The organism is Pseudoduganella flava (assembly GCF_007830495.1).
GTDB lineage: Bacteria > Pseudomonadota > Gammaproteobacteria > Burkholderiales > Burkholderiaceae_D > Rugamonas > Rugamonas flava.
This window is the reverse complement of the sequence record NZ_VLKW01000008.1, coordinates 154,882-180,135: the sequence shown is the minus strand read 5'-3', so window position 1 is coordinate 180,135 and position 25,254 is coordinate 154,882. Positions and strand designations below refer to the sequence as shown.

24 protein-coding genes and 1 riboswitch are annotated in these 25,254 nt (G+C 68.4%); of the genes, 16 read left to right on the top strand and 8 right to left on the bottom strand.

The genetic code is table 11. The features are described 5' to 3' along the window. Positions 1 to 23: 23 nt before the first annotated feature. The 3 genes from IP92_RS20345 to IP92_RS20335 form a co-directional block, all read right to left on the bottom strand. A complete protein-coding gene (locus IP92_RS20345) occupies positions 24 to 524 on the bottom strand; it encodes a hypothetical protein (protein ID WP_145878463.1) in 501 nt (166 codons plus the stop codon). Positions 525 to 528: 4 nt separating this feature from the next. Continuing rightward, the gene (locus IP92_RS20340) at positions 529 to 750 is read right to left on the bottom strand and encodes a hypothetical protein (RefSeq protein ID WP_145878461.1); all 222 of its coding nucleotides are present in this window, start codon (positions 748 to 750) and stop codon (positions 529 to 531) included. Between the two features lie 119 nt (positions 751 to 869). Continuing rightward, a complete protein-coding gene (locus tag IP92_RS20335) occupies positions 870 to 1,781 on the bottom strand; it encodes a LysR family transcriptional regulator (RefSeq protein ID WP_145878459.1) in 912 nt (303 codons plus the stop codon). A gap of 134 nt (positions 1,782 to 1,915) precedes the next feature. On the opposite strand from IP92_RS20335, the gene mdcA reads away from it, so the two are divergent. The 9 genes from mdcA to mdcH all read left to right on the top strand — a co-directional run bounded on the left by mdcA (position 1,916) and on the right by mdcH (position 9,217). Continuing rightward, on the top strand, positions 1,916 to 3,571 hold the full coding sequence (gene mdcA / locus IP92_RS20330; RefSeq protein WP_145878457.1) for a malonate decarboxylase subunit alpha: 1,656 nt from the start codon (positions 1,916 to 1,918) through the stop codon (positions 3,569 to 3,571). After that, positions 3,571 to 4,470: a triphosphoribosyl-dephospho-CoA synthase gene (locus IP92_RS20325; RefSeq protein WP_145878454.1), complete on the top strand. Its 900-nt coding sequence runs from the start codon at positions 3,571 to 3,573 to the stop codon at positions 4,468 to 4,470. Before mdcA ends, IP92_RS20325 begins: the two co-directional genes overlap by 1 nt. Next, positions 4,451 to 4,759, top strand: a complete 309-nt coding sequence (locus IP92_RS20320) for a malonate decarboxylase subunit delta (RefSeq protein WP_145878452.1) — start codon at positions 4,451 to 4,453, stop codon at positions 4,757 to 4,759. The genes IP92_RS20325 and IP92_RS20320 overlap by 20 nt, the downstream gene beginning before the upstream one ends. Continuing rightward, positions 4,756 to 5,604 (top strand): biotin-independent malonate decarboxylase subunit beta, encoded by an 849-nt coding sequence (locus IP92_RS20315; protein ID WP_145878450.1) that lies wholly within the window; start codon positions 4,756 to 4,758, stop codon positions 5,602 to 5,604. The genes IP92_RS20320 and IP92_RS20315 overlap by 4 nt, the downstream gene beginning before the upstream one ends. Next, the gene (gene mdcE / locus IP92_RS20310) at positions 5,601 to 6,419 is read left to right on the top strand and encodes a biotin-independent malonate decarboxylase subunit gamma (RefSeq protein ID WP_145878448.1); all 819 of its coding nucleotides are present in this window, start codon (positions 5,601 to 5,603) and stop codon (positions 6,417 to 6,419) included. The genes IP92_RS20315 and mdcE overlap by 4 nt, the downstream gene beginning before the upstream one ends. Positions 6,420 to 6,509: 90 nt before the next feature. Beyond that, positions 6,510 to 6,899, top strand: coding sequence for a malonate transporter subunit MadL (madL, locus tag IP92_RS20305; RefSeq protein WP_145878446.1), 390 nt, complete (start codon positions 6,510 to 6,512; stop codon positions 6,897 to 6,899). Between the two features lie 10 nt (positions 6,900 to 6,909). Continuing rightward, a complete protein-coding gene (gene madM / locus IP92_RS20300; RefSeq protein WP_145878444.1) occupies positions 6,910 to 7,674 on the top strand; it encodes a malonate transporter subunit MadM in 765 nt (254 codons plus the stop codon). After that, entirely contained in the window at positions 7,671 to 8,294 is a 624-nt protein-coding gene (locus tag IP92_RS20295) for a malonate decarboxylase holo-ACP synthase (RefSeq protein ID WP_229418878.1), read from the top strand. Before madM ends, IP92_RS20295 begins: the two co-directional genes overlap by 4 nt. Further along, a complete protein-coding gene (gene mdcH, locus IP92_RS20290; RefSeq protein ID WP_145878442.1) occupies positions 8,291 to 9,217 on the top strand; it encodes a malonate decarboxylase subunit epsilon in 927 nt (308 codons plus the stop codon). The genes IP92_RS20295 and mdcH overlap by 4 nt, the downstream gene beginning before the upstream one ends. 40 nt (positions 9,218 to 9,257) lie before the next feature. Here mdcH and IP92_RS20285 read toward each other — a convergent pair whose 3' ends face one another. The 3 genes from IP92_RS20285 to IP92_RS20275 all read right to left on the bottom strand — a co-directional run bounded on the left by IP92_RS20285 (position 9,258) and on the right by IP92_RS20275 (position 13,827). Continuing rightward, positions 9,258 to 9,797, bottom strand: coding sequence for a hypothetical protein (locus IP92_RS20285; protein ID WP_145878440.1), 540 nt, complete (start codon positions 9,795 to 9,797; stop codon positions 9,258 to 9,260). Between the two features lie 15 nt (positions 9,798 to 9,812). After that, on the bottom strand, positions 9,813 to 11,507 hold the full coding sequence (locus IP92_RS20280; RefSeq protein ID WP_145878437.1) for a methyl-accepting chemotaxis protein: 1,695 nt from the start codon (positions 11,505 to 11,507) through the stop codon (positions 9,813 to 9,815). Positions 11,508 to 11,778: 271 nt separating this feature from the next. Then, positions 11,779 to 13,827 (bottom strand): TonB-dependent receptor, encoded by a 2,049-nt coding sequence (locus IP92_RS20275; protein ID WP_229418877.1) that lies wholly within the window; start codon positions 13,825 to 13,827, stop codon positions 11,779 to 11,781. A 69-nt stretch (positions 13,828 to 13,896) separates the two neighbouring features. Then, positions 13,897 to 14,125: riboswitch (cobalamin riboswitch) on the bottom strand. Positions 14,126 to 14,268: 143 nt separating this feature from the next. Here IP92_RS20275 and IP92_RS20270 point away from each other — a divergent pair. Continuing rightward, positions 14,269 to 15,768, top strand: a complete 1,500-nt coding sequence (locus IP92_RS20270; protein ID WP_145878435.1) for a hypothetical protein — start codon at positions 14,269 to 14,271, stop codon at positions 15,766 to 15,768. Positions 15,769 to 16,022: 254 nt separating this feature from the next. Next, positions 16,023 to 17,237: a sensor domain-containing diguanylate cyclase gene (locus tag IP92_RS20265; RefSeq protein WP_145878433.1), complete on the top strand. Its 1,215-nt coding sequence runs from the start codon at positions 16,023 to 16,025 to the stop codon at positions 17,235 to 17,237. A 25-nt stretch (positions 17,238 to 17,262) separates the two neighbouring features. On the opposite strand, the gene IP92_RS20260 is transcribed toward IP92_RS20265, so the two are convergent. Then, on the bottom strand, positions 17,263 to 17,667 hold the full coding sequence (locus IP92_RS20260) for an NBR1-Ig-like domain-containing protein (protein ID WP_145878431.1): 405 nt from the start codon (positions 17,665 to 17,667) through the stop codon (positions 17,263 to 17,265). A gap of 316 nt (positions 17,668 to 17,983) precedes the next feature. Here IP92_RS20260 and IP92_RS20255 point away from each other — a divergent pair, with 316 nt between their 5' ends. Genes IP92_RS20255 through IP92_RS20240 form a run of 4 tightly spaced genes read left to right on the top strand, consistent with a single transcriptional unit; the run spans position 17,984 to position 23,592 of the window. After that, the gene (locus IP92_RS20255; protein WP_229418876.1) at positions 17,984 to 19,273 is read left to right on the top strand and encodes a dicarboxylate/amino acid:cation symporter; all 1,290 of its coding nucleotides are present in this window, start codon (positions 17,984 to 17,986) and stop codon (positions 19,271 to 19,273) included. A gap of 41 nt (positions 19,274 to 19,314) precedes the next feature. Further along, the gene (locus IP92_RS20250) at positions 19,315 to 20,304 is read left to right on the top strand and encodes a porin (protein ID WP_145878750.1); all 990 of its coding nucleotides are present in this window, start codon (positions 19,315 to 19,317) and stop codon (positions 20,302 to 20,304) included. Positions 20,305 to 20,339: 35 nt separating this feature from the next. Further along, positions 20,340 to 22,253: a sensor histidine kinase gene (locus tag IP92_RS20245; protein ID WP_229418875.1), complete on the top strand. Its 1,914-nt coding sequence runs from the start codon at positions 20,340 to 20,342 to the stop codon at positions 22,251 to 22,253. Next, on the top strand, positions 22,246 to 23,592 hold the full coding sequence (locus tag IP92_RS20240; protein WP_145878429.1) for a sigma-54-dependent transcriptional regulator: 1,347 nt from the start codon (positions 22,246 to 22,248) through the stop codon (positions 23,590 to 23,592). Before IP92_RS20245 ends, IP92_RS20240 begins: the two co-directional genes overlap by 8 nt. A gap of 67 nt (positions 23,593 to 23,659) precedes the next feature. Here IP92_RS20240 and IP92_RS20235 read toward each other — a convergent pair whose 3' ends face one another. Beyond that, the gene (locus IP92_RS20235) at positions 23,660 to 24,361 is read right to left on the bottom strand and encodes a DAPG hydrolase family protein (RefSeq protein WP_158206847.1); all 702 of its coding nucleotides are present in this window, start codon (positions 24,359 to 24,361) and stop codon (positions 23,660 to 23,662) included. A 110-nt stretch (positions 24,362 to 24,471) separates the two neighbouring features. On the opposite strand from IP92_RS20235, the gene IP92_RS20230 reads away from it, so the two are divergent. After that, the gene (locus IP92_RS20230) at positions 24,472 to 25,119 is read left to right on the top strand and encodes a TetR/AcrR family transcriptional regulator (protein ID WP_145878425.1); all 648 of its coding nucleotides are present in this window, start codon (positions 24,472 to 24,474) and stop codon (positions 25,117 to 25,119) included. The last annotated feature ends 135 nt before the right edge of the window (positions 25,120 to 25,254 follow it).

Here is a 25,254-nt window from a genome sequence, read left to right as displayed (position 1 = left end):
CATGTTAAGAAATGTCGCTGAATCTATGCGGTCGCCGCCTCCGGCACTTCCGCCGGCGCCAGGAAGCCATTGAGCTGCTCGAGGCTCCAGCCGCAATCGTCCACCAGGTACGCGGCGAACTTCCAGTACCGCACCCGGTCCGCCCGCAGCGGCCCGTAGTTTTTCACATACATCGCCAGCGCCGCGAGCTTTTCTTCCACATCCTGTTCCGGCGGCACCGCTTCGTCGCCGCCGCAGCGCAGGTAGACGTTCGACGTGTGATGGATGAAGCTGCGCCCCTGCAGCAGGCCGCACAGGCGCTGGTATTCCTGGGTCTCGAGGATCCACAGGTGCCAGATGTCGTCGATGTCGCGCGTCACGGGGATATTGCCCGTGCAGTACACGGCGATGTTCAGGAACTTCAGCGTTTCCTCGATGCGGGCAATCAGCTCGGCCGGGTCGAGGTGCGGCAGCTTGTGGGCGAAATAGCACGCCATCCGCGGCGTCAGGAACGCCGCGCGCAAGCGTTCGTTCGTGATGACCATCGCGTCACTTCGCGTTCGGGCAGCAGGTGCCGCCGTCCGGCTTGCAGCAGCCTTCCGGCATCATCTCCGGCGCATCCGCCGCCCTGCGCGCCTTGAACATGCCCATCTTGCGCAGGTGCTCCATCGCCTGCGGGGTGACGAGCATCGCTTTCTTGAGGCGCGCCCGCTGCGCGGCGGTGAGCGGTTGGGTCGGCAATGCGCCGGACTGCACGTTATCTGGTCCCATGCTGTTCTCCTTTGTTGGTGGTGGGTGATAGCGTGGCCAGTGTGCACCCCGGCGAGCGGGCACAAGTACAAAAATTGTCGTGCGATTGTCGCAGGAAGTCTTCGCGTGCGGACAGGCCGTCAACTCGCCGGCTGCTTGCTGAACATGCGCGACTCGGCCGCCAGCGCCAGCAAGTTCGCATCCTTCTCGCGCGAGCGCGGCAGCAGCAACGTGATGACCTGGTGCGACACGTATGGTGCCGCCAGCGGGATCAGTTCGATGCGCGCGCTGTAGGCCGCCACGCGGGCAGGCAACAGGCTGTAGCCCATGCCGCTGCCGACCAGGTTGATCAGCGAGAAGATGTCGCTGACCTGCAGCGTTGTCTCCGGCACGAAGCCGGCCTGGCGGAACGCGTGGTTGAAGCTGTCGGCCGTGACGAAGCCGTCGCCCAACGTGAGGAACTGCTCGTGGCGCAGGTCCTTCAGGTCGACGCGCGGCGTGCCGGCATACGGGGAACCAAGGGGCGCGGCCAGGCGGACCTCGTCCTCGAACAGCGGCACCGCGAGCAGCTGCGGGTTGTGGTGCGGCGCCTGCAGGCCGATCACCACCGCGTCCAGCTGGCCGTTGGCGAGGCGCTGCAGCAGGTCCTTGTTCGAGCCGAGCGTCAGGTCCACGTGCAGCTCCGGGCGGCGCAACTTCAGGCCCATCAACAGGTGCGGGATGCAGTGCAGGGTCAGCGAATACAGCGAGCCGATACGCAGCCGGTTGCTGTTGAAGCCCGCCAGCTCGCGCACCTTGCGGATGCCCTCCTCCGTTTCCGCCACGGCCCGCTGCGCGTGGCTGGCGAATGCGAAGGCGGCCGGCAAGGCGGTGAGCTTGCGGCCTTCGCGCTGGAACAGGGGGCAGCGCAAGCCCTCTTCCAGCGAGTGCAGCGCGCGGTGCACGCTGACGGCGCTCTGCCCTACCTCGTCCGAGACCCGCGCCAGGCTGTTCAAGCGCATGAAGGCCAGGAAGATTTCCAGTTTCTTTAATGTAATTTCTTCATCGATCATCGCGCCGCCTCCTTTGGACGAGGATAGCCGATCATTAACCTCAGAGTAAACGTCGGAACGGTTGGATTGATTGAACGGCAAGCAGGCGCTGCTTATGCTGGGCCACATCCGATACGTTTTCAACAGGAGACAGCATGAACGGTACTCCCCCACGCCAGTGGGATACCCGGCGCCAGGAAAAGCGCCGGCGCCTGGACGCGGTGCGCCACCTGTGCGACGGCCGCGTGCTCGGCACCGGCGCCATCGTCGAGGCCTTGCAGCTGCTGGTGGCCAGCGGCGACCGCGTGGTCCTCGAAGGGAACAACCAGAAGCAGGCCGACTTCCTGGCCCGCGCGCTGGTGCAGGTCGATCCGAACAAGGTCAGCGGCCTGCACCTGATCATGCCGAGCGTGAGCCTGCCGCAGCACCTCGACCTGTTCGAGCGCGGCATCGCCAGCAAGCTCGATTTCGCGTTTGCCGGCGCGCAGAGCCTGCGCATCTCGCAGCTGCTGCAGGAAGGCGCGCTGCAGGTGGGCGCGCTGCACACGTACGTGGAACTGTATGCGCGGCTGTACGTGGACCTGGTGCCGAACGTCGTGCTGGTGGCCGGCTACAAGGCCGACCGCGACGGCAACCTGTACACGGGCCCCAGCACCGAGGATACGCCGGCGCTGGTCGAAGCGGCCGCCTTCCGCGACGGCATCGTCATCGCGCAGGTCAACGAGATCGTCGACGATCCGGCCGGCCTGCCGCGGGTGGACGTTCCCGGCTCGTGGATCGACTTCGTCGTGCAGGCCGACAAGCCGTTCTACATCGAGCCGCTGTTCACCCGCGACCCGCGGCTGATCAAGCCCGTGCACGTGCTGATGGCGATGATGGCGATCCGCGGCGTGTACGAACGCCACAACGTGCAGTCGCTGAATCACGGCATCGGCTTCAACACGGCGGCGATCGAACTGCTGCTGCCGACCTATGGCGAGCAGCTGGGCCTGAAGGGCAAGATCTGCCGCAACTGGACGCTCAATCCCCACCCCACGCTGATCCCGGCCATCGAAAGCGGCTGGGTCGACAGCGTGCACTGCTTCGGCGCGGAGCTGGGCATGGAAGCCTACACGGCGGCCCGCCCCGATATCTTCTTCACGGGCGCGGACGGCTCGTTGCGTTCGAACCGCCTGCTGTGCCAGATGGCGGGCCAGTACGCGGTGGACCTGTTCATCGGCGCCACGTTGCAGATGGATGGCGCAGGCAATTCGTCGACCGTCACGCACGGCCGCCTGACGGGCTTTGGCGGCGCGCCGAACATGGGCCACGATCCGCATGGCCGGCGCCATCCGACGCCGGCCTGGCTCGACCTGATCGAAGGCGACGACCCGCTGTCGCGCGGGCGCAAGCTGGTGGTACAGATGGTCGAGACGTTCCAGGACGGCAGCCAGCCGACGATCGTCGAATCGCTAGACGCCGTCGACGTCGGCAAGGCGTCCGGCATGCCGCTGGCGCCGGTGATGATCTATGGCGACGACGTCACTCACGTGCTCACGGAGGAAGGCATCGCCTACCTGTACAAGGCCCGCTCCCTCGAAGAGCGCAAGGCGATGCTGGCGGCGGTGGCCGGCGTGACCCCGGTGGGCCTGTGCCACGACCCGCAACAGACCGCGCGCATGCGCCGCGACGGCCTGATCGCGCTGCCCGAAGACATCGGCGTGCAGCGTAACCAGGCCACCCGCTCGCTGCTGGCGGCAAAAAGCATCGCCGACCTGGTCGACTGGTCCGGCGGCCTGTACGACCCGCCCGCCAAGTTCAGGAGCTGGTGATGAAGGCCCTGAAACTACTCGACAGCCGAGCCTGTGCAGTAACCGCCGGCGCCTGGCCCGACCGGCTTGCCGACCTCGCCGTGGCCGCGCTGATCGACGAAGCCATGCTGACGCCGAAGCCCGGCCTCGTCGACCTGCGCGGCAGCGGCGCCCATCGCGACCTGCACTGGCTGCTGATGTGCCATTCGGCGCACGCGTTGCGGCCTTCGTTTGCCGCGATGGCGCAGGCGGGCGGCGATATCGACCACCTGCCCACACTGCGCACGCGCATCGGTGCCATCGGCCGCACGGCGGAAAGCGCGATGATGGCGGCCACCAACGGCGTCAACACGCATCGCGGTGCGATCTGGGCGCTGGGCCTGATCGTCACGGCCGCCGCGAACGGGGATGCGGCGCCCGCGCAAGTCGCGGCCCGCGCCGGCGCACTGGCCCGGCTGCGCGACCCCGGTGCGCCGGCGGTCACCGGCAACAAGGGCGAGGCGGCGCGCATGACCTACGGTGTCGGCGGCGCGCGCGGCCAGGCCGAGGCAGGCTTCCCGCACGTGGTCGACGTCGCGCTGCCGATGCTGCGAGCGTCGCGCGGCCGGGGCAATGACGAAAGCACGGCGCGGATCGATGCGCTGGTGGCCGTCATCGCCAGCCTGGACGACACGTGCCTGCTGGCGCGCGGCGGCCCGGCGGCACTGAGCGCGGCCAGGCGCGGTGCGCAGGCGGTGCTGGACGCGGGCGGCACCGGCACGCCGGGCGGCCGACGCGCCCTGCACGCGCTGGAAACGGACATGCTGGCGCGCGGCGTCTCGCCCGGCGGCGCGGCGGACCTGCTGGCGGCCGCGCTGCTGCTGGACGCGATCGAACAAACCCAACACACGGAGTGGCAACATGGAGAAATTGCAGTTTGAATTCGCTGCCGGCCAGACCGCCGCGTCGCGCGTCGTCGCCGGTGTAGTCGCTTCCGGCGACCTGGAAGTGCTGCTGGAACCTGCCGCGCCGGGCCGGACGACGATCGCCGTGCAGACGTCGGTCGACGGTTACGGCGCCACGTGGAAGGCGCTGCTGGAACGCGTGTTCGCCGCCGGCGCACTGCCTGCGGCGGCCATCGAGATCAACGACAACGGCGCCACGCCCGGCGTGGTGCGCATGCGCATCGAGCAGGCCTTCGAGGATGCGGCGCAGGGAGGGCAACCATGAGCATCGACCATTTGCTGCAGCGGGACAGCTTCATCGAACGGGGCGCGCGCAGCCGCGCCAAGGCCCTGCTCGACGCGGGCTCGATGCGTGAGCTCGTCGGCCCGTTCGACCGCGTCACCTCGCCATGGCTCGCGCAGCAGAACCTCGTCACCCAGGCGGACGACGGCGTCATCGTCGCCAAGGGCCTGCTCGACGGCGTGGCCACGGTGGTGCTGGCCATCGAGGGCGCGTTCCAGGGCGGCAGCATGGGCGAAGTGGGCGGCGCCAAGATCGCCGGCGCGCTGGAACTGGCGGCCGACGACAACCGCGCCGGCATCCCGACCCAGGCCGTGATCCTGTTCGAGACGGGCGGCGTGCGGCTGCAGGAAGCGAACCTGGGCCTGGCCGCCATTGCCGAGATACAGGCGGCGATCGTCGACCTGCGGCGCTACCGGCCCGTGATCGGCGTCAGCGCCGGCACCGTGGGCTGCTATGGCGGCATGTCGATCGCCGCCGGCCTGTGCTCCTACCTCGTGCTGACGCGCGAGGCCCGCCTTGGCCTGAACGGGCCGCAGGTGATCGAGCAGGAAGCGGGCCTCGCGGAATTCGATTCGCGCAACCGCGCATTGATCTGGCACCTGACGGGCGGCGAGCAGCGCGTCGCCACGCACCTGGCCGACGTGCTGGTGGACGACGATACGGCCGCGGTGCGCGCGACCGTCACGCGGCTGTTCCAGGCCGGCGTGCCGGCCGTCCATCGCAGCGAGCGTTACGCGGACTTCCTCGCCGCGCTCGGGCAGGTGGACACCGCCCAGCAGGCAGTGGCACCGGACGTGCGCACGATCTACGGGAAAGGACTGGCATGAACGAGCAAACAACCTCCGCCCGCGGCGCCACGTGGCTGGCCGCGCTGGCCGGCGGCACCGCGCTGTACGACTGGCCTGCGGTGCGCGCGCATGACGGCGTGCTGGCGGGCGAGCCGGCCCGCTTCATCGCCGTGGTGCCCGATCCGGGCAATCGCTTCCCCCGCGCCCGCAACGGCGAAGTGGGCCTCGTCGAAGGCTGGCAGCTGGCCCAGGCCGTGCAGCGGACGATCGCGCAGGACGTGGATGCCGAGCGCAAGCGCCCCATCGTCGCGATCGTCGACGTGGCCAGCCAGGCTTACGGCCGCCGCGAGGAAGCGTATGGCATCCACCAGGCATTGGCCGGTGCCGCGGGCGCGTATGCGCAGGCGCGGCTGGCGGGCCATCCGGTGATAGCGCTGCTGGTGGGCCCGGCGATGTCCGGCGCCTTCCTGGCGCACGGCTACCAGGCCAACCGGCTGATCGCGCTGGACGATCCCGGCGTGATGGTGCACGCGATGGGCAAGGCATCCGCCGCGCGCATCACGCTGCGCTCCGTCGAGGCATTGGAAGCACTGGCGCAAAGCGTGCCGCCGATGGCCTACGACATCGGCAACTACGCTACGCTGGGGCTGTTGTGGAAAGTGCTGCGGCCGGAGAACGCGGGTTCGCCTTCTGCCGCGGACGTGGCGCTGGTACGCGCCGCGCTCGAGGAAGCACTGATCGACATCGCGCATGACGCGGCGCGCGATCTCGCCAGCCGCCACGGCGGCGCGCACCGCACTGCCTCGCGGCGCGTGCGCCAGTTGCTGCGCGAGCAGTGGAAAGGAGGCAGCTGACAGCACCACCGCACGACCGGCCGCACGCATAATAAAACTAACGCGGCGGCCGCTTATCCTGAAGCGAACTTGAACACGGAGACATTCAAGATGGTCATTTACGGAACCGCACTACTGGCCCTGTGCCACCTGCTGGGCATTTTCCTCGGCGACCTGCTGGGCACCCTGCTCGGCGCCCGCACCAACGTCGGCGGCGTCGGCATCGCGATGCTGCTGCTGATCGCCGCCCGCCTCTGGCTGCACAAGCGCGGCTGGATGCCGCAGCCGACCGAGATGGGCGTGGCGTTCTGGGGCGCGATGTACATCCCCGTCGTGGTGGCGATGGCGGCGCAGCAGAACGTCGTCACCGCGCTGCGCGGCGGCCCGATCGCGCTGCTGGCCGCGGTGGGCAGCGTCTTTGTGTGCGGCTGCTGCATCGCGCTGATCAACCGTGGCGAGAAGCCGGCCACGGTGCCGCACCACGCCGCCACCGCCGTCTGAGGAGAACGCGATGATCGAACTGCTTGAGAAGACGTTCCAGCACAACGGCCTGGTGCTGGCGTTCACGCTGGTTGGGTTGGTGATGTGGGTGGCGATGCAGCTGTCGCAGCGCCTGACGATGGGCCGCGTGCACGGCTCGGCGATCGCGATCCTGATCGGCCTGGGCCTCGCGTACTGGGGCGGCCTGGAGACGGGCGGCACGAAGGGCCTGGCGGACGTGAAGCTGTTTGCCGGCGTCGGCCTGATGGGCGGCGCGATGCTGCGCGACTTCGCCATCGTCGCCACCGCGTTCGAGGTGCAGGTGGTGGAAGCCCGCAAGGCCGGCATGGTGGGCGTCGTGGCACTGCTGCTCGGCACCTTCCTGCCGTTCATCGTGGGCGCCTGCGTGGCCTATGCGTTCGGCTACCGCGATGCCGTCAGCATCACGACGATCGGCGCCGGTGCGGTGACGTACATCGTCGGCCCCGTGACCGGCGCGGCGATCGGCGCCAGCTCGGACGTGATGGCACTCAGCATCGCCGCAGGCCTGATCAAGGCCATCGTCGTGATGGTCGGCACGCCGGCCGCCGCCGGCTTCCTGCGCCTGCGCACGCCCCGTTCGGCGATGGTGTTCGGCGGCCTGGCCGGCACCGTCAGCGGCGTCTCCGCGGGCCTTGCCGCCACGGACCGCAAGCTGGTGCCGTATGGCGCGCTCGTCGCCACGTTCCACACGGGCCTCGGGTGCCTGCTCGGCCCTTCGCTGCTGTACTTCGCCACGCGCGCGCTGGTGGAATGATGGCACCGCGGCCGCATGACCTGCTGTTCCTGCACGCGCTGGAGCGCTTCGAGCCGGCCGGCGCCTGGCCGGCATGGCTGGATGCGGCGTGGCACGCCCGCGCACCGCTGGTGGTGCGGCGCGAAGCGGTTGCGGACGGGCGCGTGCCCGCCGGCGCGCGCGGCCGAACGCGCAGCGAGCGTTGCAAGGGCTATGTACAGGCGGCCTCCGTGGCACGGATCGTCACGCCGGAGATGCTGGCACGGCAGGCCGGCACGGGCGACCCGGCCATGCCGGCGCTGCAAGTGCTGGCCGCGCTGGCGCCGCGGCTGGACGAACTGGGTGTCGCGTGGGGCCCGGCCGGCGGCGCCGGCTTCCAGCTGGCCTGCGGCCTGCCCGTGCTGCGCGCGGACAGCGACCTGGATCTGCTGGTGCGCTCCCCCGCTCCGCTGGCCACGGCCACGCTGGAGCAACTGCTGCGCATGCAGGCCGATGCTGCGGTGCGTGTGGACATCCAGGTCGACACGGGAACCGGCGGCTTCGCGCTGGCCGACTATGCGCGCGGCGGCCGCGTGCTGGTGAAGACGGCGCACGGGCCTGTGCTCGTGTCCGACCCGTGGCACCAAGCAGTGGCGGCATGACCGTGCTGTTTACCTTCCCCGGCCAGGGCGCGCAGCGGCCCGGCATGCTGCACGACCTGCCCGACTGCGCCGAGACGGCGGCCACGCTGGCGCAAGCCGCCGCCGCGCTGGGCCACGATCCGCTGAAACTCGACACGGCCGATGCGCTGCGCTCGACGGTGGCGACGCAACTGTCCCTGCTGATTTGCGGCGTGGCGACGGCACGCCGCCTCGCCACGTTGGGCGCGGTGCCGGACATCGTTGCCGGCCTGTCGATCGGCGCGTATCCCGCCGCCGTCACCGCGGGCGTATTGGATTTCGAGGATGCGGTGCGCATGGTCGCGCTGCGGGGCCGGTTGATGGAGGAAGCCTACCCATCCGGCTACGGCATGACGGCGGTCAGCGGCTTGCCGGTCGCGCAGCTGGAAGCGCTGGTCGCACGGGTCCACCGTGCCGGAAGCCCCGTGTACGTGGCGAACCTGAACGGCCCGCGCCAGCAAGTGATCGCCGGCGCGGACGACGCGCTGGCCGCGGTGGCCGAACTGGTGCGGGACAGCGGCCTTGGCGCGAAGGCGGAACGGCTTGCCGTCAGCGTGCCGTCGCACTGCGAGCTGTTCGCCGCGCAGGCGGCCGCGCTGGCCGACTCGATGGCCAGCGTGCCGTTCCAGGCGCCCCACATCACGTACGTCAGCGGCAGCCTGGGACGGGCGCTGTTCGACGGCGCGCGCATCCGCGCCGACCTGGCCGGCAATATGGCCCGCCAAGTGCGCTGGGACGACGCGCTGCGCCACGCCTGGGAACGGGGCGCCCGGCTGGCCATCGAAATGCCCACCGGGAGCGTGCTGACGAAACTGGCGCAACCCATGTTCGGCAACCTGGCGGTCGCCTGCGACGGCATGGCGCTGGCCGACGTCGTCAGCCTGGTGCGGCAGTACCGTGCCTGACCATGGCGCGCCCGTCGGGCTGCGCCGCCAGCGTGTCACTTCAAGGCACGGCCGTGCCCGACCGCCTGGCCTGCAAGCGCTTCTCCAGATACGCGGCGACGGCCGGATCGATGCGGGAAAGATCGAAGTTCCCCTGGTCGATCAGGCCGGCGTTCGCACCACACACGAATGCCTTGCCGGCCCATCCGCGCGAGGAATCCGGCGGCACCATCTTCTTGTAATCCGCGTCGATCTGCCGGACGACCTGCACGTTCAGCACATCGTCGAGTGTCGCCTTCAGCCCTGCCGGCGCGCCGGGCGCGGCCGCCTCGGCAAGAAGCTCATCGCGCACACTGGCGTTCTCCGCCAACAGCTCGGCATGCCGTCCGTGCCACGCCTTGAGCGCCTTGGCAAATGGCTCGCGGGCGGATTTGTCGGCCGTACTGCAGAAGCGCTCGACCTTTTGCAGCAGCGCGTAGGTGGAAGCGGGGAGATAGGAGGCGCGCCCGCGCACCAGCCGCTCGTCTTCCCCGGATTGGGCATGGACGCACACCGCATAGGCCAGCGATATCCCAAGAACAAACAGGTGCGGTCGGTTCATACGCGTGGCCATCGCTTAGAACTCTTCCCAATCGTCGCCCGCTGCCGCGGCCATGACCGGCTTGCGCACGGCCGGCGCGGGGGCTGGTACTGGGGCGATCTTGCGCGCCGCCGTCACCGGCTTGCGTGGCGCGGCCTGCACCGCCACGGCCGATGCGCGTTGTGCTCCCGTGTTGAACACCTTGACCACCTCGGCCAGCGCATTGGCCTGGTGCTGCATCGATTCCGCGGCGGCCGCGGATTCCTCGACCAGCGCGGCGTTCTGCTGCGTCACGGCGTCCATCTGGCCGATCGCGCGGTTCACTTCCTCGATGCCCGTGCTCTGCTCGGCGCTGGCCGCCGTGATCTCGCCGATCACGCCGCTGACCCGCTGCACGCTGGCGACGATCTCCTCCATCGTGCTGCCGGCTTGCGACACGAGGCGGCTGCCCTCGGCCACTTCGGACACGGAAGCGCCGATCAGCTCCTTGATCTCGCGGGCCGCCGTGGCGCTGCGCTGCGCCAGGTTGCGCACCTCACCCGCCACGACGGCAAAGCCGCGCCCCTGCTCGCCCGCCCGCGCCGCCTCGACGGCGGCGTTCAATGCGAGGATATTGGTCTGGAAGGCGATGCCGTCGATGGTGCCGATGATGTCGACGATCTTCTTCGACGCGGCATCGATCGAATTCATGCGGCCGACCACCTGCTGCACCACGTCGCCCCCTTTCGCGGCGGCGCTGGCGGCAGCGGCGGCCATGTCGTTGGCCTGCCGCGCGCTGTCCGCATTGGCGCGCACGGTGGACGTCAGCTCTTCCATCGACGATGCGGTTTCCTCCAGCGCGCTGGCCTGCTCCTCGGTGCGCGAGGACAGGTCGTGGTTGCCGGCGGCGATCTCCGCCGACGCGACCTTGATGCTGTCGGTGCCGCTGCGCACTTGCGTCACGATGTTGAACAGCGAACGGTTCATCTCCGCGAGGGCGCGCAGCAGCGTGCCCGTTTCATCGTTGCCGGTGGCCTCGATGCGGCTCGTCAGGTCGCCGGATGCGACGCGCGTCGCGGTCTCGACGGCCGCATGCAGCGGGCGCGTGATGCCGATCGTCAGCCACCAGGCGCTGGCCGAGCCCAGCACGAAGACCAGCAGCGTCAACGTCAGCACGAGCTGCCGGCTGCGGCTGTTGATCTCGTCGATATGCTTGGCGTTGCGGTCGATCTGCGCGCGCTGCAGCTGCAGCAGCTCCTGCACGGCGGCCTGGTAGGCGGTGGTGCCGGGCACGAACACGGAGTCGAACACCTTGCCCGCCTCGTCCAGCTGGCCGGCCGTCTTCAGCTTGGCGATCTGGTCGCGCGAGCTCAGATAGACCTTGCGCTGCTCGGAGATCTTCGCGAACAGCGCCTTTTCCTCGTCGGTGACGATCAGTTCCTCGATCTTTTTCTGCAGCTCCGTCGACAGGGCCGACGACTTCTTGCTCTCGTCGGCGAAGTAGGCGCCCAGCGACAGGTCGCTCGACTTGGCGATCGCCGTCGTGCGGCGCACGCCGCTGTCGATCTTGCCGGACCAGTCGCTGATCAGGCGTTCCTTCGCCAGCGGCGAGTCGAGCATCGCGCGGGTGGCATTGGCCACGTCGTTCAAGCGCCACAGCGCGATGGCCGCGATGGCGATCGCCAGTGAGATCGTGACGGCAAAGCCGAGTGCGAGACGTTTGCCGATGGCGAGATTACGGAAAAAATTCATGTAGGCCTCAGTTTGGATTTTCCCAGTTGCAATTTCAGTTGCGGAATTTATATTTTTGAATTTCTCGATAGCAACTAACCGAGAAGATGTTACCTTAGGAAAACATCGGTAACAGCCCGATTTGGGGGATGCGGATCAAATTTGGTTGAAAATGGCGCGAAAATGTCACGCTTCCGTTGTAAATTTGTTGAGGTGGCGCATGGCGCTATATCGCTGTTGTGCAGTTAAGACAGCAAACCAACCGATGGCGCCCAGCTCGGTGACAGCGCCCTCAGAACGACGCCTTCACCGTCAACCGGAAGGAACGGCGCTCCGCCGGATGATAGTGGATGTCCGCCACGCCTTCCGCCGGCTCTCCCGGCAGGCGCGAGGCATAGTAGTAGTCCACGTCGCTGACCCTGCGATCGAACAGGTTGAACGCATCCAGTTGCGCAGCCCAGCGCCGGTTGAAGCGGTAGCCGAGCCGCGCATACGCGATCGCGGTGGTGCCCGAGCGCTGGCTGTCGTCTTCGATCAGCGGGCGAGGCCCGATGTAGCGCATCTGGAAAGCGGCCGACCACGGGCCGACGTTGGTCATGGTGGCGCCGAACGACGCCACCTTGCCGATCGCGCCGGGAATGTGGTCGCCCGCTTCGTCATGCCCCGTGTAGCGGGCGCGCGACCAGGCCAGGTCGAGGTCGAGCAGCAGCCCCGCATTCGCGATGTAGTGGTTGTTCCATTCGACGCCGGAACGTTTGCTGCCGCGGCTGGGCGACGTGTCGCCCGCATCGCCGGAGAACACCAGTTCGGAGGCCGCGCGCAGCTTCCACACGGCGAGCGAGCTTTGCAGGCCGGGGACGATTTCCGTCCGGGCACCGATCTCGGCGCCGCGCGTCTTGACGAGCGGCGTGACCGGATCGACCGGCTCGCGCTCCTTCGGCGCCAGGTGGACGGTGGTGCCGCGCGCATCGTTGCTGTGAAAGCCCGCGCCGTATTGCACGAACAATTCGGTCGCCGCCCAGGGACCCAGTACGATGCCCAGCTTCGGCGACGTCGTGCCGGCGCCGACCTTGCCGGAGTTCTCGGCGATGTCGCTGGCCACGTCGAAGCGATAGCGGTCGTGGCGCAGGCCCGCCGTGGTCCGCAGCCAGTCGCGCCACTTGATCGTGTTCTCGACGAAGAGGCCGACACTGCCCTCCCTCACGGTGGACTCGCTGATCGTGCGCAGCGTGCGCTGGTCGCGCGTGGCGTACAGCGCCAGCGGCGACAGGTAGTCGTAGCGCCCCTGCACCCCCACCTTGTTGGCGATGTCCAGCGTGCCCCAGTGACTGAACCACGTGTGCGCAATGTCGAAGCCGCCCATGCGGCGCTTCTCGGTCTGGCGGGTCTGGTCGCCGTTTTCCGGATCGTCGAGGAAGTAGGTGAAGTTGGCGAACAGCGTCAATGCCGATTGCACGACGTAGGCATTCGCCTGCAGCAGCCTGTCGGCGCTGCGCTTGCGCAGCGTCGCCGACAGGCTGTAGCGCGACGTTTCGCCCGCATCGCTGGGATCGATCGTGCCGTAGCGATCGATCCGGCCACCCTGCACCGCGCGCAGCGGAATCTGGTTGCTGGCATACCAGGCGCCCTGGTAGAACATCCCGGTGACGGTGAACTGGTCGTCCCTGGCGCCCTGCGAGTAACGCAGCACGCCCAGGCTCTTGTGGAACGCTTCCGGCACCACCCACTGCCCGTCGTTGTGGGCGTACTCCGCGCCGTACAGAAGATTCCCCGCGCCCAGCGGCGTCGAGCCGGTGAGCACGGAGCGGACGTACTGGTGCTCGCCGACGGTGACGGCGGCGGTGTTTTCCTTCAGCCGGTTGGCCAGCGTCATGCGCGCGGCGCCGGCCGACGCGAAGTCGCCTTCGTCCGCATAGTAAGGGCCTTTGCGGTAGTTGATCCGGTCCACCAGTTCCGGGATCAGGAAGTTCAGGTCCGTGTAGCCTTGCCCATGCGCGTGGGTGCGCATATTGACCGGCATGCCGTCGACGAAGGTCGCGAAATCCGTTCCGTGATCCAGGTTGAACCCGCGCAGGTAGTACTGGTTGGCCTTGCCGTCGCCGGAGTGCTGCGTGACGATCACGCCAGGCACGAACTCCAGCAGTTCGCCGGGACGCAGCGCCGGGCGACTGGCCATCAACTCCGCCGTGACGGAACCCTGGCTGGCCCCGTCCGAGGTCCCGATGCCGTTATCGTAGTGTCCTACCAGTTCAACCCTGGCTGCCGCATCCATCTGTTGCGCCTGCGTCGTGACGGCCGCGCACAGCCCTCCCGCGATCAGGAAGATCGTTGTCTTGTTCATATTGAAAAGTGAAGTGACAACCCGGCTCACCTCCCGTGCGCCGGATCGAACAGCGCTGCGCCGTCGCCGGCGCGCGCCCCCCGTCTGGCCGGTATCCGGACTGGCAAGGCGAACCGTCCTGCCTTCCCATGCCGGCGGCACAGTGGCTTTGGAAGACGGCTTGTCGTCGCAGACGACGCTTGCTTACCGTTGCGGGGGCAGTACACCCTGGTCTGCGTGCTGCGGCTGCACGACCATGTGTTTCCCGTTTAACTGCGCGCATGAACGCGCGCGATGCACCAGACTGCGGCGATTATACCGGGCAGGCGCGGTGCAACGCCGTCGTCTCACGCCAGGCCGGTTTCCCCGGCCAGGTCCTGGCAGGTCCGGCGCAGGGCCCCGCGTAACCGAACGTAGCGCGCGGCGCACTACAGTTTGGCGCCGAGCTGCCGTTAACGCATCATGACCACCGTATCTTCCATGTCGAGCCTGTACGCGGCGCAGCGTACCGTGCCGGCGCCCTCCACCCGCCCCGCCTCTGGCGTGACCGCCGGCAGCGGCACCGCGCCATCGGCCATCGTCACGCTGAGCCAGGCGGGGCTGGACGCCGCCAGCCTTGCCGCCAGCACCACCCCGCCGCTGACCACCGCGCTGCGCTTCCACGACCGCGCGGCACCGCTGTTCGACGCGATCCGCACCGGCGCCGCGCTGCCCGCCAGCGCCGATCCGCTGCCCGACGATATCGACCACCACTTCACCCTCGACATCGTGACGGCGGGCGGCACCAAGGTCGGGTTGACGCTGGCCAGCCGCGGCGACGAGCTGCTGGTGCGGATGCATGCCGATGCCGCGCTGACCGATGCCGAGCGCACGGCCTTGGGCGATCTGGCACAGGGTTACCAGGATGCGATCGACGGCCTGGCCGCGCAGCCGCCCCGTGTGCGCCTGGCCGGTCTGACGAATGTGGATACCGGCGTACTGGCCTCGATCGACCTCGATGCGCAGGTGACGTTGCCGACCGTGCCGCCGGCCACGCAAGCGCTGGCCTTCCACCGCGATGCGCAGCAGCGCAGCGTGGCGCTGGACGGCCCCGCCGGCAAGGCGGAAGTGAGCGTGAAGACGGACGACCTGGCCGCGCTGGGCACGCGCCAGCAGCAGGACAAGGCGATTGCCGGCTACCTGCGCCAGTTCGACCAGGCGGCCGCGCGTGGCCATGCGGATGGCGACCTGATGGGCATGTTCAAGGACGCGTTCGCGGACCTGTCCCGTACCGCCACGCGGGACGATCCGGCCGCATCCGGCGCAAGCGCCGGGCGGTCGTGGAGCCCCACGCGGGAAGACCGCGTAGTGTTGACGGGGCTGGCCGACTTCACCGCGTCCGTCACCGCGACCACGCAGCACATCAACCCGGTGCGCCGCGACGAGGTGGACGGCTTCGCCTACCAGGTTGCCCAGCACACGCAGCTGGCCGGCGCCACGCGCGATGCCCGCTCGATCGCGCAGACGCAGGAATCGCACCTGACCGCGCAGTACCACGAGGCGCTGCAGCCGGGCGCGACGCTGGCGCTCGATTACGGGTCCGAAACGCAGAACTACAAGTACCACCAGATCGACGACTCGGCCAGCAGCGCCGTGCAGCTGCAGTACCGCGACGGGCGCCTGCGCCAGGCCACGTTGCGGCAGTCCGCCAGCCAGTCCGAGCGCATCACCGAGTTCGTGCTTGGCAAGCTGAAGTCCGACCGCACGATCCCGGCCGCCCAGCAGCTGATGCGCGACCTTGTCGCGACGCTGCAGCCGTATCGGGCGGAAGACGGCCGTGCCGGCGGCGACGTGTCGCCGGAGGTGCGCGAAGAGCGCCGCCTGCGTGCGCTGGACGCGCTGGGCGACGAGCTGGGATTGCTGGGCGCGGCCGGCGAGCTCGGTGCGCGCGACGGCAGGCTGCGGCTGCCCACGCTGGACTGAGGGCGCGCGGTAACCGCAACTTCCAACCGGCCCGCGCCAGCCGTGCAGCCGCCCGCGCCGTTGTGAAAGCGGCAGCGGTCTGTCGCGGCAATGCCGCACAACGCCGATAAATAGTTATCAAAACCCATTTTTTATTGCTTTTCGATATCGCGCCGGGATACATTCGTCCGGCGCTTCGCGTGCCGCCGTCCGATCCACCGCTCCATTCGATCCACCGCTCTATTTCCCGCGCGCCCCCGGGATCCCGAACCACCATGAACACCGTGCCCTCCTCCCACCTCAGCGCCGTCTGGACTACCGACGGCGTCGGCCGCTGCCTCTCCGTGCTCGCCAGCATCGATGGGCTGCTGCCGCCCATGTGCGGCGTCGCATTGCCGGCATGGATCGATGCGGTGCGTGCGGACGCCACGTGTTCCGGCGCCGTGGCGGAAGCGATCGGCGCGGCCTGGCCATTCCATGCCGAGCTGCCGCTGCGCTGCCTCGACGGCGCAACGCGGCACGTCGTCATCTCGGGTATTCCGCATGCCGGCGGCTACAGCGGCATGCTGGTGGACGTGACGACGCAGCACGCGGCGCTCGAACGCGCCCGGCGTGCGGCGGCCGAGCACGTGCTGCTGGTGGAGAACAGCTCGGACCTGATCGCGCACTGCGGGCCGGACGGCCGTTACGTCGCGATCTCGCCGTCCTACACGGCGATGATGGGCTGGGAACGCAGCGACATGATCGGCCGGCTCGTCACGGAGTTCCTGCATCCCGACGACCAGGCCCCCGCCCACGATGCGCTGCTGCGCATCTTCGCCGGCGCCGTGCTGCCCGACGTGGTGGAAGTGCGCAAACGCCATCGCGACGGCCATTACATCGCAGTGGGCACGAATGCGCGCGGCGTGACGGACCCCGCCACCGGCGCGAACCGCGGCGCGGTGCTGGTCTCGCGCGACATCACGCGCGACAAGGAGACGATCCGCAAGCTCGAGCTGCGCGTCACGCGCGATGCTCTGACGGGTTTGCCCAACCGCACATGGATCAACGAACGGGTGCAGGCAATGCTCGCGCAGGCCAGCGGCGCGGCGCAGGCTACCGTGCTGTTCATCGACCTGAACGGCTTCAAGGCCGTCAACGATACGCTGGGCCATGCGGCCGGCGACGAGCTGCTGCGCCAGGTCGGCAAGCGGCTGCAGGCCTGCATGCGGCCGGGCGATGCCGTGGGCCGGTTGGGTGGCGACGAGTTCGTCGTCGCCGCCGCGTGCAGCGACCGCTCGGCAGCCGCCGCGATCGCCCAGCGCCTGCTCGATGCATTGAAGGCGCCATTCGCCGTCGGCGAAACGGACGTGCGCGTGGGCGCCGCCATCGGCATCAGCCTGCATCGCGCAGGGCCCACAACGGCGGCCGCGCTGCTGGAACAGGCGGACAGCGCGATGTATGCGGCAAAGAGGCTGGGCGACGGCGGCTACCGGTTCTTCGAGAGCTGAGCCGCCGCCACTTCGCTCCCGCCGGTTACTGCACCACGCTCACCTGCAGCAGCGGCGACGCGGTACCGAACCATTCCACCCCTTCCTGCAGCACGCGCCACTGGAACGGATACGTGCCTGGCGTGGATGGCGCCGTCACGGTGAAGGCGAACGTCTTGGTCTGGCCCGGCAGCACGATTTCGGACGGGCTCGTGTTCAGCGTGGCGCGGCCGGTGCCCCAGATGGTGCTGTCGGCCGGGACTTGCGAACCGAGCTTGTAGCCTTCCCAGCCCCAGTTGGTCGTGCCGGTATTGCGCATCGTGATGCTGACGGCATAGCTCTTCCCGGCCTGCATCACGCTTGGCACCGACTGCGCGACGAATGCCGCGTTGCGCACGAGCGGGCGCTGCTTCTCGACGGCCGTGACGGCCTGCTTCCACGTGCCGTCCAAGGTCAGCAGCGAGAACGGCTGCTGGTCCTGGCTCAGCGAGAAGCTCCAGAACAGCGAACCGACGCCGGCCGCCGCGGTCTCCTTTAGTACTCACGGTAGGCGGTGGCACAGGTGGCTTCATCGGCTCCGCCCCGTCCAATGGCTCGGACAAGCCGCCCCGGCACAGTCCAACTCTTCGGACGCCCGCCTTTCCCACCCCAGCAACTTCTCCAACAAAAACAGCCACTTAGCAAATATTTAAGTTTGGCACAGCGTTTGCTATCAAGGAGCCACCGCCGCGGTGGCCTGCCGCGGCTTCAAAACAACGGAGACTGCAATGCGGAAAAAGCGCCCACTCACCCTCTACATCCTGATCGCGATGCTGCTCGGTATCGCGGTCGGCTACGCCTGCCACACCGTCTTTCCCGACAAGGCGCTCAGTGCCGAGATTTCCAGCCACATCTCGCTGGTGACGGATATCTTCCTGCGCCTCATCAAGATGATCATCGCCCTGCTCGTCTTCTCGACGCTGACGGTCGGTATCGCCGGCCTGTCCGACGGCAAAGCCGCCGGCCGCATCGGCGCCAAAGCGTTTTCCTGGTTCCTGCTCGCTTCGCTGGTGTCGCTGGCGCTGGGCATGCTGCTGTCGAACCTGCTGCAGCTCGGCACCAACCTCGGCCTGCCGCTGCCGCCGGTGGACGCCAGCACGGGCCTGAAGACGGCCGCGTTCACGCTGAAGGACTTCATCACGCACGTGGTGCCGAAGTCGCCGGTCGAGGCGATGGCCAATAACGAGATCCTGCAGGTGCTCGTGTTCTCCATCTTCTTCGGTGCCGCGCTGGGTGCGCTGGGCGAATCGGGCAAGCGGCTTGCGGGCGTCGTCGACGAGCTGGCGCAAGTGATGCTGCGCATGACCGGCACGATCATGAACTTCGCGCCACTGGCCGTGTTCGCCGCGATGGCGTCCGTCGTTACCGCCAACGGCCTGGGCATCCTGCTCACCTTCGCGCGGTTCATGGGCGGCTTCTACCTGGGCCTCGTCTGCCTGTGGCTGCTGCTGATCGGCGCCGGCTTCCTCGTGCTGGGGCCGCGCGTGCTGCGCCTTGTGGGCCTGATCCGCGAACCGTTCCTGCTGGCCTTCTCCACCGCCAGTTCGGAAGCGGCGTTTCCGAAGCTGCTGGTTGCGCTCGACAAGTTCGGCGTGCAGCGCCGCATCTCCAGCTTCGTGCTGCCGATGGGCTATTCGTTCAACCTGGACGGCTCGATGATGTACTGCACCTTCGCCGTGCTGTTCATCGCCCAGGCATACGGCATCGACCTGTCGCTGGGCACGCAGGTCACGATGCTGCTGTTGCTGATGCTGACCTCGAAAGGCATGGCCGGCGTACCTCGCGCATCGCTGGTGGTGATCGCCGCTACGCTTACCCAATTCCATATTCCGGAGGCCGGACTGTTGCTCCTGTTGGGCATCGACCAGTTCCTCGACATGGGCCGTTCGGCCACCAATGCCGTCGGCAACGCCGTGGCGACGGCCGTCGTGGCCAAGTGGGAAGGCGCGCTGGACACGCCCGCCCCCGCGGCGGCTCCGGCCGCAAAAAACGAGAGCGCGACCACCCGCGCCGCATGAAATCACTACAACAAGGAGATACCATCAAGATGAGCAAGCATATCAAGCACGCAGTCACCGCCGCGCTGGCTCTGGCCGGCGCCGGCGCCGCGCAGGCGCAATCCCAGGTCCAGCTCTACGGCATCGTGGACGCCGGCGTGGTGGCCGAGTACGGCACCCCGGGCGGCACGACGACGGCCGTCAGCGGCGGCATCGCGTCCGGCTCGCGGCTGGGCTTGAAGGGCAAGGAAGACCTGGGGGACGGCCTGGCCGCCGTGTTCGTGCTCGAAAGCGGCTTCGCCTCCGACACGGGCACCTCGAGCCACGGCGGCCGCCTGTTCGGCCGCCAGGCCTGGGTGGGCCTCACCGGCCCATTCGGCGGCATCAGTGCGGGCCGCCAGTATTCGCCGTACTACAAGGCGCTGGGCGACATGGCCGATCCGTTCGAGGACGGCTTTGCCGGCCAGGCGATGAACATCATTGCCGGCAACCGCCGCATGGACAACTCGGTGGCCTACCGCACGCCCGTGCTGGCCGGCTGGTCGGCCGAGGTGGCGTACGGCGCGGGCGAGGTGGCGGGCGACGCGACACGCAACCGCGAGCTGAGCGGCTCGCTGACGTGGGCGCCGGGCCCGCTGATAGTCATCCTGACGCACCACCGCCGCGAAGACCCGCTGCTGGCGGATCACGCCAGCAATTCCGCCGTCGTCCTGCGCTACACCTACGGCCCGCTCATCGGCCATGCCGCGTTCGTGCGCAACCGCGGCCCGGCCGGCGCGGACAGCCGCGACGGCCTGCTCGGCCTGACCTACAAGGCCGGCCCGCACCGCGTGCTCGTCTCCGTCGTGCAGCGCGACGACCGCACGGCAGCGCGCCGCGATGCGCGCCAGGTCGGCATCGGCTACCTGTACGCGCTGTCGCGCCGCACCGACCTGTACACTGCCTACGGCCACATCGACAACGACAACGGCGCCAGCTACAAGGTGGGCAACGCCACCGACGACGGTGCCGGCAACGCCGCCTTCAACCTCGGCATCCGCCACACGTTCTGACGCAATGCGCATGGCGGATTTGCTATAGTTGCCCGATGCAAGCCCAGCTCGAGAACATGGCCGATCCGCCCGCGGCAACACCGGCTGCACCGGCCCGCGCCCAGCCCCCGCGGGGCGGGCCAGGGCATGCCTTGGCCCGCCTGGCCTGGTGCGCGGCGCTGGCCGGCGGCGTGGCGCTGGCCGGTGCCGCGTACTGGTGGACCGAACGCGTCAGCACGGAACGGCTGCGCGCGGCCGGCGCGCAGCGCCTGGAAGTGTATGCGGCCAGCCTGGAAAACCTGCTGGACAAGTACGACTTCCTGCCGCACATGCTGGAGCTGGACAAGGATGTGCTGGCACTGCTGGAACACCCGGGCGACCCGGCACGCCGGCAGGAGGTGAACGCCTACCTGGAGCGGCTGTCGAAGCAGGCCGGCTCGCGCATCATCTACATCGTCGACCTGCAGGGCCGCACGCTGGCGGCCAGCAACTGGCGCGAGAAGAGCAGCTTCGTGGGCGACGACATCCGCTTCCGCCCTTACCTGCAGGATGCGCTGCGCGGCCGCCCCAGCGGCTTCTACGGCGTGGGCACCACCAGCGGCGAGCCGGGGTATTTCTACGCGCGCGGCGTGTACCGCGACGGGCGCATGCAGGGCGTGGCCGTCGTGAAGGTGAACATCGAGGAACAGGAGCGCGGCTGGGTGCAAGGCGCCGACAACGTGATGCTGGCCGACGCCAACGGCGTGGTGTTCCTGTCTTCCGCGCCGGCGTGGAAATACCACACGCTGCGCGCGCTCTCCCCCGCCGTGCGGGCGCACCTGGCGCAAACGCGCCAGTACTACCGGCTGCCGCTGCCGGCACTGCCGATCAGCCGCGACGAAACGCGTGCCGACGGCACGCGCGTGATGGTCATTGGCGGACAGACAGGCGGCGGCGCCCGCCCCATGCTCGTGCAACAGCGCTCGCTGGCGCCGCGCCAGTGGACGTTCATCCACCTGTCGGACCTGAGCCACGCGCGCGCCAACGCCCGGCTGGCCGTGCTGTTCGCCGGCGTGGCGTATGGCTTCCTGCTGCTGCTGTTCCTGTACGTGCGCCAGCGGCTGCGGGCCAAGGAGCAGTTGCAGGACGCGTACAACAACCTGGAAATGATGGTGGCCGAACGCACCGCGCGGCTGGAACGCACGACGCAGCGGCTGATGGACGAGGCCGAGGTGCGCCGCGAGGCCGAGCAGCAACTGCACCGCACGCAGAACGAGTTGTACCAGGCCGGCAAGATGGCTGTGCTGGGCCAGATGTCGGCGTCCATCACGCATGAACTGAACCAGCCGCTGACGGCGCTGCGCACGATGTCCGACAACGCCGTGCAGCTGTTCGAGCGCGGCCGCATGGCCGAAGCGCGCGAGAACCTCGTGAAGATCTCGCAGATCGTCGCGCGCATGGGCACCATCACGGGCAAGCTGAAAGGCTTCGCGCGCAAGTCCAACGCCGAGCTGGGCCCCGTCTCGATCCACACGGCGATCTCCAACGCGCTGGTGCTGGTGGAGCGCCGCATGCAGCTGGACAAGGTGGCGTTCACGCTCGATATCAGCGACGCCGACATCTTTGCGCTGTGCGACAGCAACCGTCTGGAACAGGTGCTGCTGAACCTGATGAGCAATGCGCTCGACGCACTGGCCACGTTGGAACGCGGCGCGCCCCGCGCGCTTTCGGTATCCGTGACGGAAGCGGCGGGCGCGGTGCGGATCCGCGTGGGCGACAATGGCCCCGGCCTGTCGAACGAGGCGCGCGAGCGGCTGTTCCAGCCCTTCTTCACCACCAAGCCGCAGGGCGAAGGCCTGGGCCTCGGCCTGGCCATTTCGGAACAGATCGTGCGCGACTTCGGCGGCAGCCTGCGCGCGGAGCCGAGCGAGGCCGGCGCGTCGTTCGTCATCGAACTGCGGGCGGCATCAGCGGAAAGACACGATGGATAATATCGAGATCATCCTGGTCGAGGACGACCCCACGGTGCGCGACGGCAGCGCCCAGGCGCTGGACCTGGCCGGCTTCACAGTGCACGCCTACGACAGCGCCGAAGCGGCCCGCGAACGGCTGCAGCCGCACTGCCGCGCCGTGCTGGTCAGCGACGTGCGGCTGCCCGGCATCAGCGGACTGGAATTGTTGGCCGCCGTGCGCGCCATCGATCCCGAGCTGCCGGTGATCCTCGTCACCGGTCACGGCGATATCCCGATGGCGGTCCAGGCGATGCACGACGGTGCCTACGACTTCATCGAGAAGCCTTACTCGTCCGAGCAGCTGGCCGACGTGGTGCGCCGCGCCGCCGAGAAGCGCCGCCTGCAGCTCGAAGTGCACGAGCTGCGCCGGCGCCTGGCGCACAGCCAGGGCATCGATGCCGCGCTGCTGGGCAACGCGCCCGCCATGCGCGAGCTGCGCCAGCTGATCCTGGACGTGGCCAGCCAGCCGGCCGACGTACTGGTCTACGGCGAGACGGGCACCGGCAAGGAGCTGGTGGCGCGCTGCCTGCACGACTTCGGCGAGCGGGCGCGCCGCCCGTACGTGGCCGTCAACTGTGGGGCGATTCCCGACACGATCTTCGAGAGCGAATTGTTCGGCCACGAGGCGGGCGCCTTCACGGGCGCCGGCAAGCGCCAGGTGGGCAAGATCGAGCACGCATCGGGCGGCACCTTGTTCCTCGACGAGATCGAGAGCCTGCCGCTGGCCATGCAGGTCAAGCTGCTGCGCGTGCTGCAGGAGCGCTATATCGAGCGCCTGGGTTCCGTGCAGCCGCTGCCGGTGGACGTGCGCGTGATCGCCGCGTCGAAGGCGAACCTGCAGGACCTGGTGGACGTGGGCCAGTTTCGCGCCGACCTGTACTACCGCCTGAACCTGATCGTGCTGCACATCCCGCCGCTGCGCGAGCGGCGCGAGGATATCCCGCTGCTGTTCGAGCACTTCATGCTCGATGCCGCGCGCCGCTACCGGCGCGACGTGCCGCCCGTTCCCGCCGCACACATGCAGGCGCTGCTGCGGCACGACTGGCCGGGCAATGTGCGCGAGCTGCGCAACGCCGCGGACCGCTACGTGCTGGGCCTGGGCGGCGCGCTGCCCGGCGGCGCCAGTGCCGCGGCGGCCGCCACACCGCCCGCTTCGCTGGCGGACCAGGTCAGCGCATTCGAACGCTCGCTGATCGAGCTGGAACTGCGCAACGCGGGCGGCAACGTCGGCGTGGCCTGCGCGGCGCTCGGCCTGCCGAAGCAGACGATGTACCACAAGATGCAGAAGTACGGCCTGGTGGCGGAGGAGTTCCGGTAGACGAACGCTGATCCAGTCGGGAGAGCAGCTGCCGACCTGTGAGGCGGCCGCTGCCAGGATCGTCTGTTCACCAAGGCAAAGGTGCCAGCTCCCCATTGGCATGCTCGCCATAGTAGAGCGATGGCAGGAAGCGCGACAGGTAGGTAAATTCGGTATAACAGTGCCTCATCAGGTTGAGGCCCAATGCATCCGGCACGGCATGCCGGGGCTCGTCCGCGGCCAGCCCCAGCAGGAAGCGGCTGCGCAGCACGCAGCCGTATGGCGTGTCGCGCACCAGATGCAGCATGCGGCCGTCGCGCGGATCGCCTTCATCGTCGACGGCGATGTCGTCACCAAAACCGATGCTCGCATAGACCGCGGCCGAGATATCACCGCGCGCCTCGGCATCGGCCAGCTCGCCGGCGCCAAACAGCTCGCGCGGGTCACGGAATTTGAGCTGTGCGGCCACCGGCGGAATGCCGGCAAGCGATTCCACTGCATGAATCGTCGCGCCAACATAGTCCTGTCCCTTCTTCCAGTTCCTGTCCCAGCCGTAGTGGGCAACATGATCGTGCGGGTGCCACCAGCGGATGTGCTGGGTCGTTTCGAAGAACTTGAACCACCAATCGACCATGCGGCCACGGCAGCCCGGCAGGTCCGTGCGCACCGCGACCAGCAGGCAACCGTTGGGCAAGCGTGCGATACCGGTTTCCAGTGGCAGCGGCGCGCGGTCGAGCAAGCCGTCGAGCGGCCCCAGGTAGGTGTTCAAAACATCAGGCTGTGCAGACATAACGAAAATTCCCTGTTCAAAGTGGAAACGCGATTATACATTAAGGAAACGCAGTACGTTTCCTAATTATGCGGAGTAAAATCCACGTCCCGGAAACAGTGGAATGTGCAATGGAAGTTCTCCCAACCAGCAGCAAGCGCGCGCGCGGACGCCCGGCGCGGCCGGAACACGAAATGCGCGATGCGGCGATCGCCGCCGCCATGTCGCTGCTGCTCCAGAATGGCTATGCGGGCCTGACAATGGAGGCCGTCGCCAAACAAGCCGGGCTTGCCAAGAAGACGTTGTACCGCTACGCCGCGAACCGCGAAGACCTCCTCGGCTTGGTATTGCGGCATTGGACCGACAGCTTCGCGCCGCTGCTGGCGCAGGACGTGGCCGAACCGGCGGATGTGCGACCGGCATTGGTGACGATCCTGCGCTCCATCGCCGCGCAGGTGCTGACCGCCGAAGCGGTTGGGTTGTTTCGTCTGTTGGGCAGCGAGTTCCCGGGCCGCAGCGAATTGCTGGCGGTGTACCAGCGCAATGGCATGAACCGTAGCTTGAGCATGTTTACCGAGTGGATGGAACGGCACGCGGCAGCGGGCCTGCTGCGAGTGGATGACGCGCCCCAGGTCTGCTCGCTGTTGCTGGCGATGGTCATCGGCGAACCACTGCGCCAGATGTCGCTGGGTTTGTTGCCGCCAGTGCCGGAATGGAACCCGGCCCCACGCATCGACGCCGCGCTGCGCCTCGCGCTGGGTCAATCGTTAGTGGTGTAAGCGCCCCATCGTTGGTCGGCCACGATGCGCCACTGTGCGCTGGCCGCCTCGCGGTTTTTTCGCAAAGCCGTGAGCCCTGGGGCACGTTGCAGGCCTCATGACTGATGTTGGCCTGCCGGGCCGGCCAGCACCCGG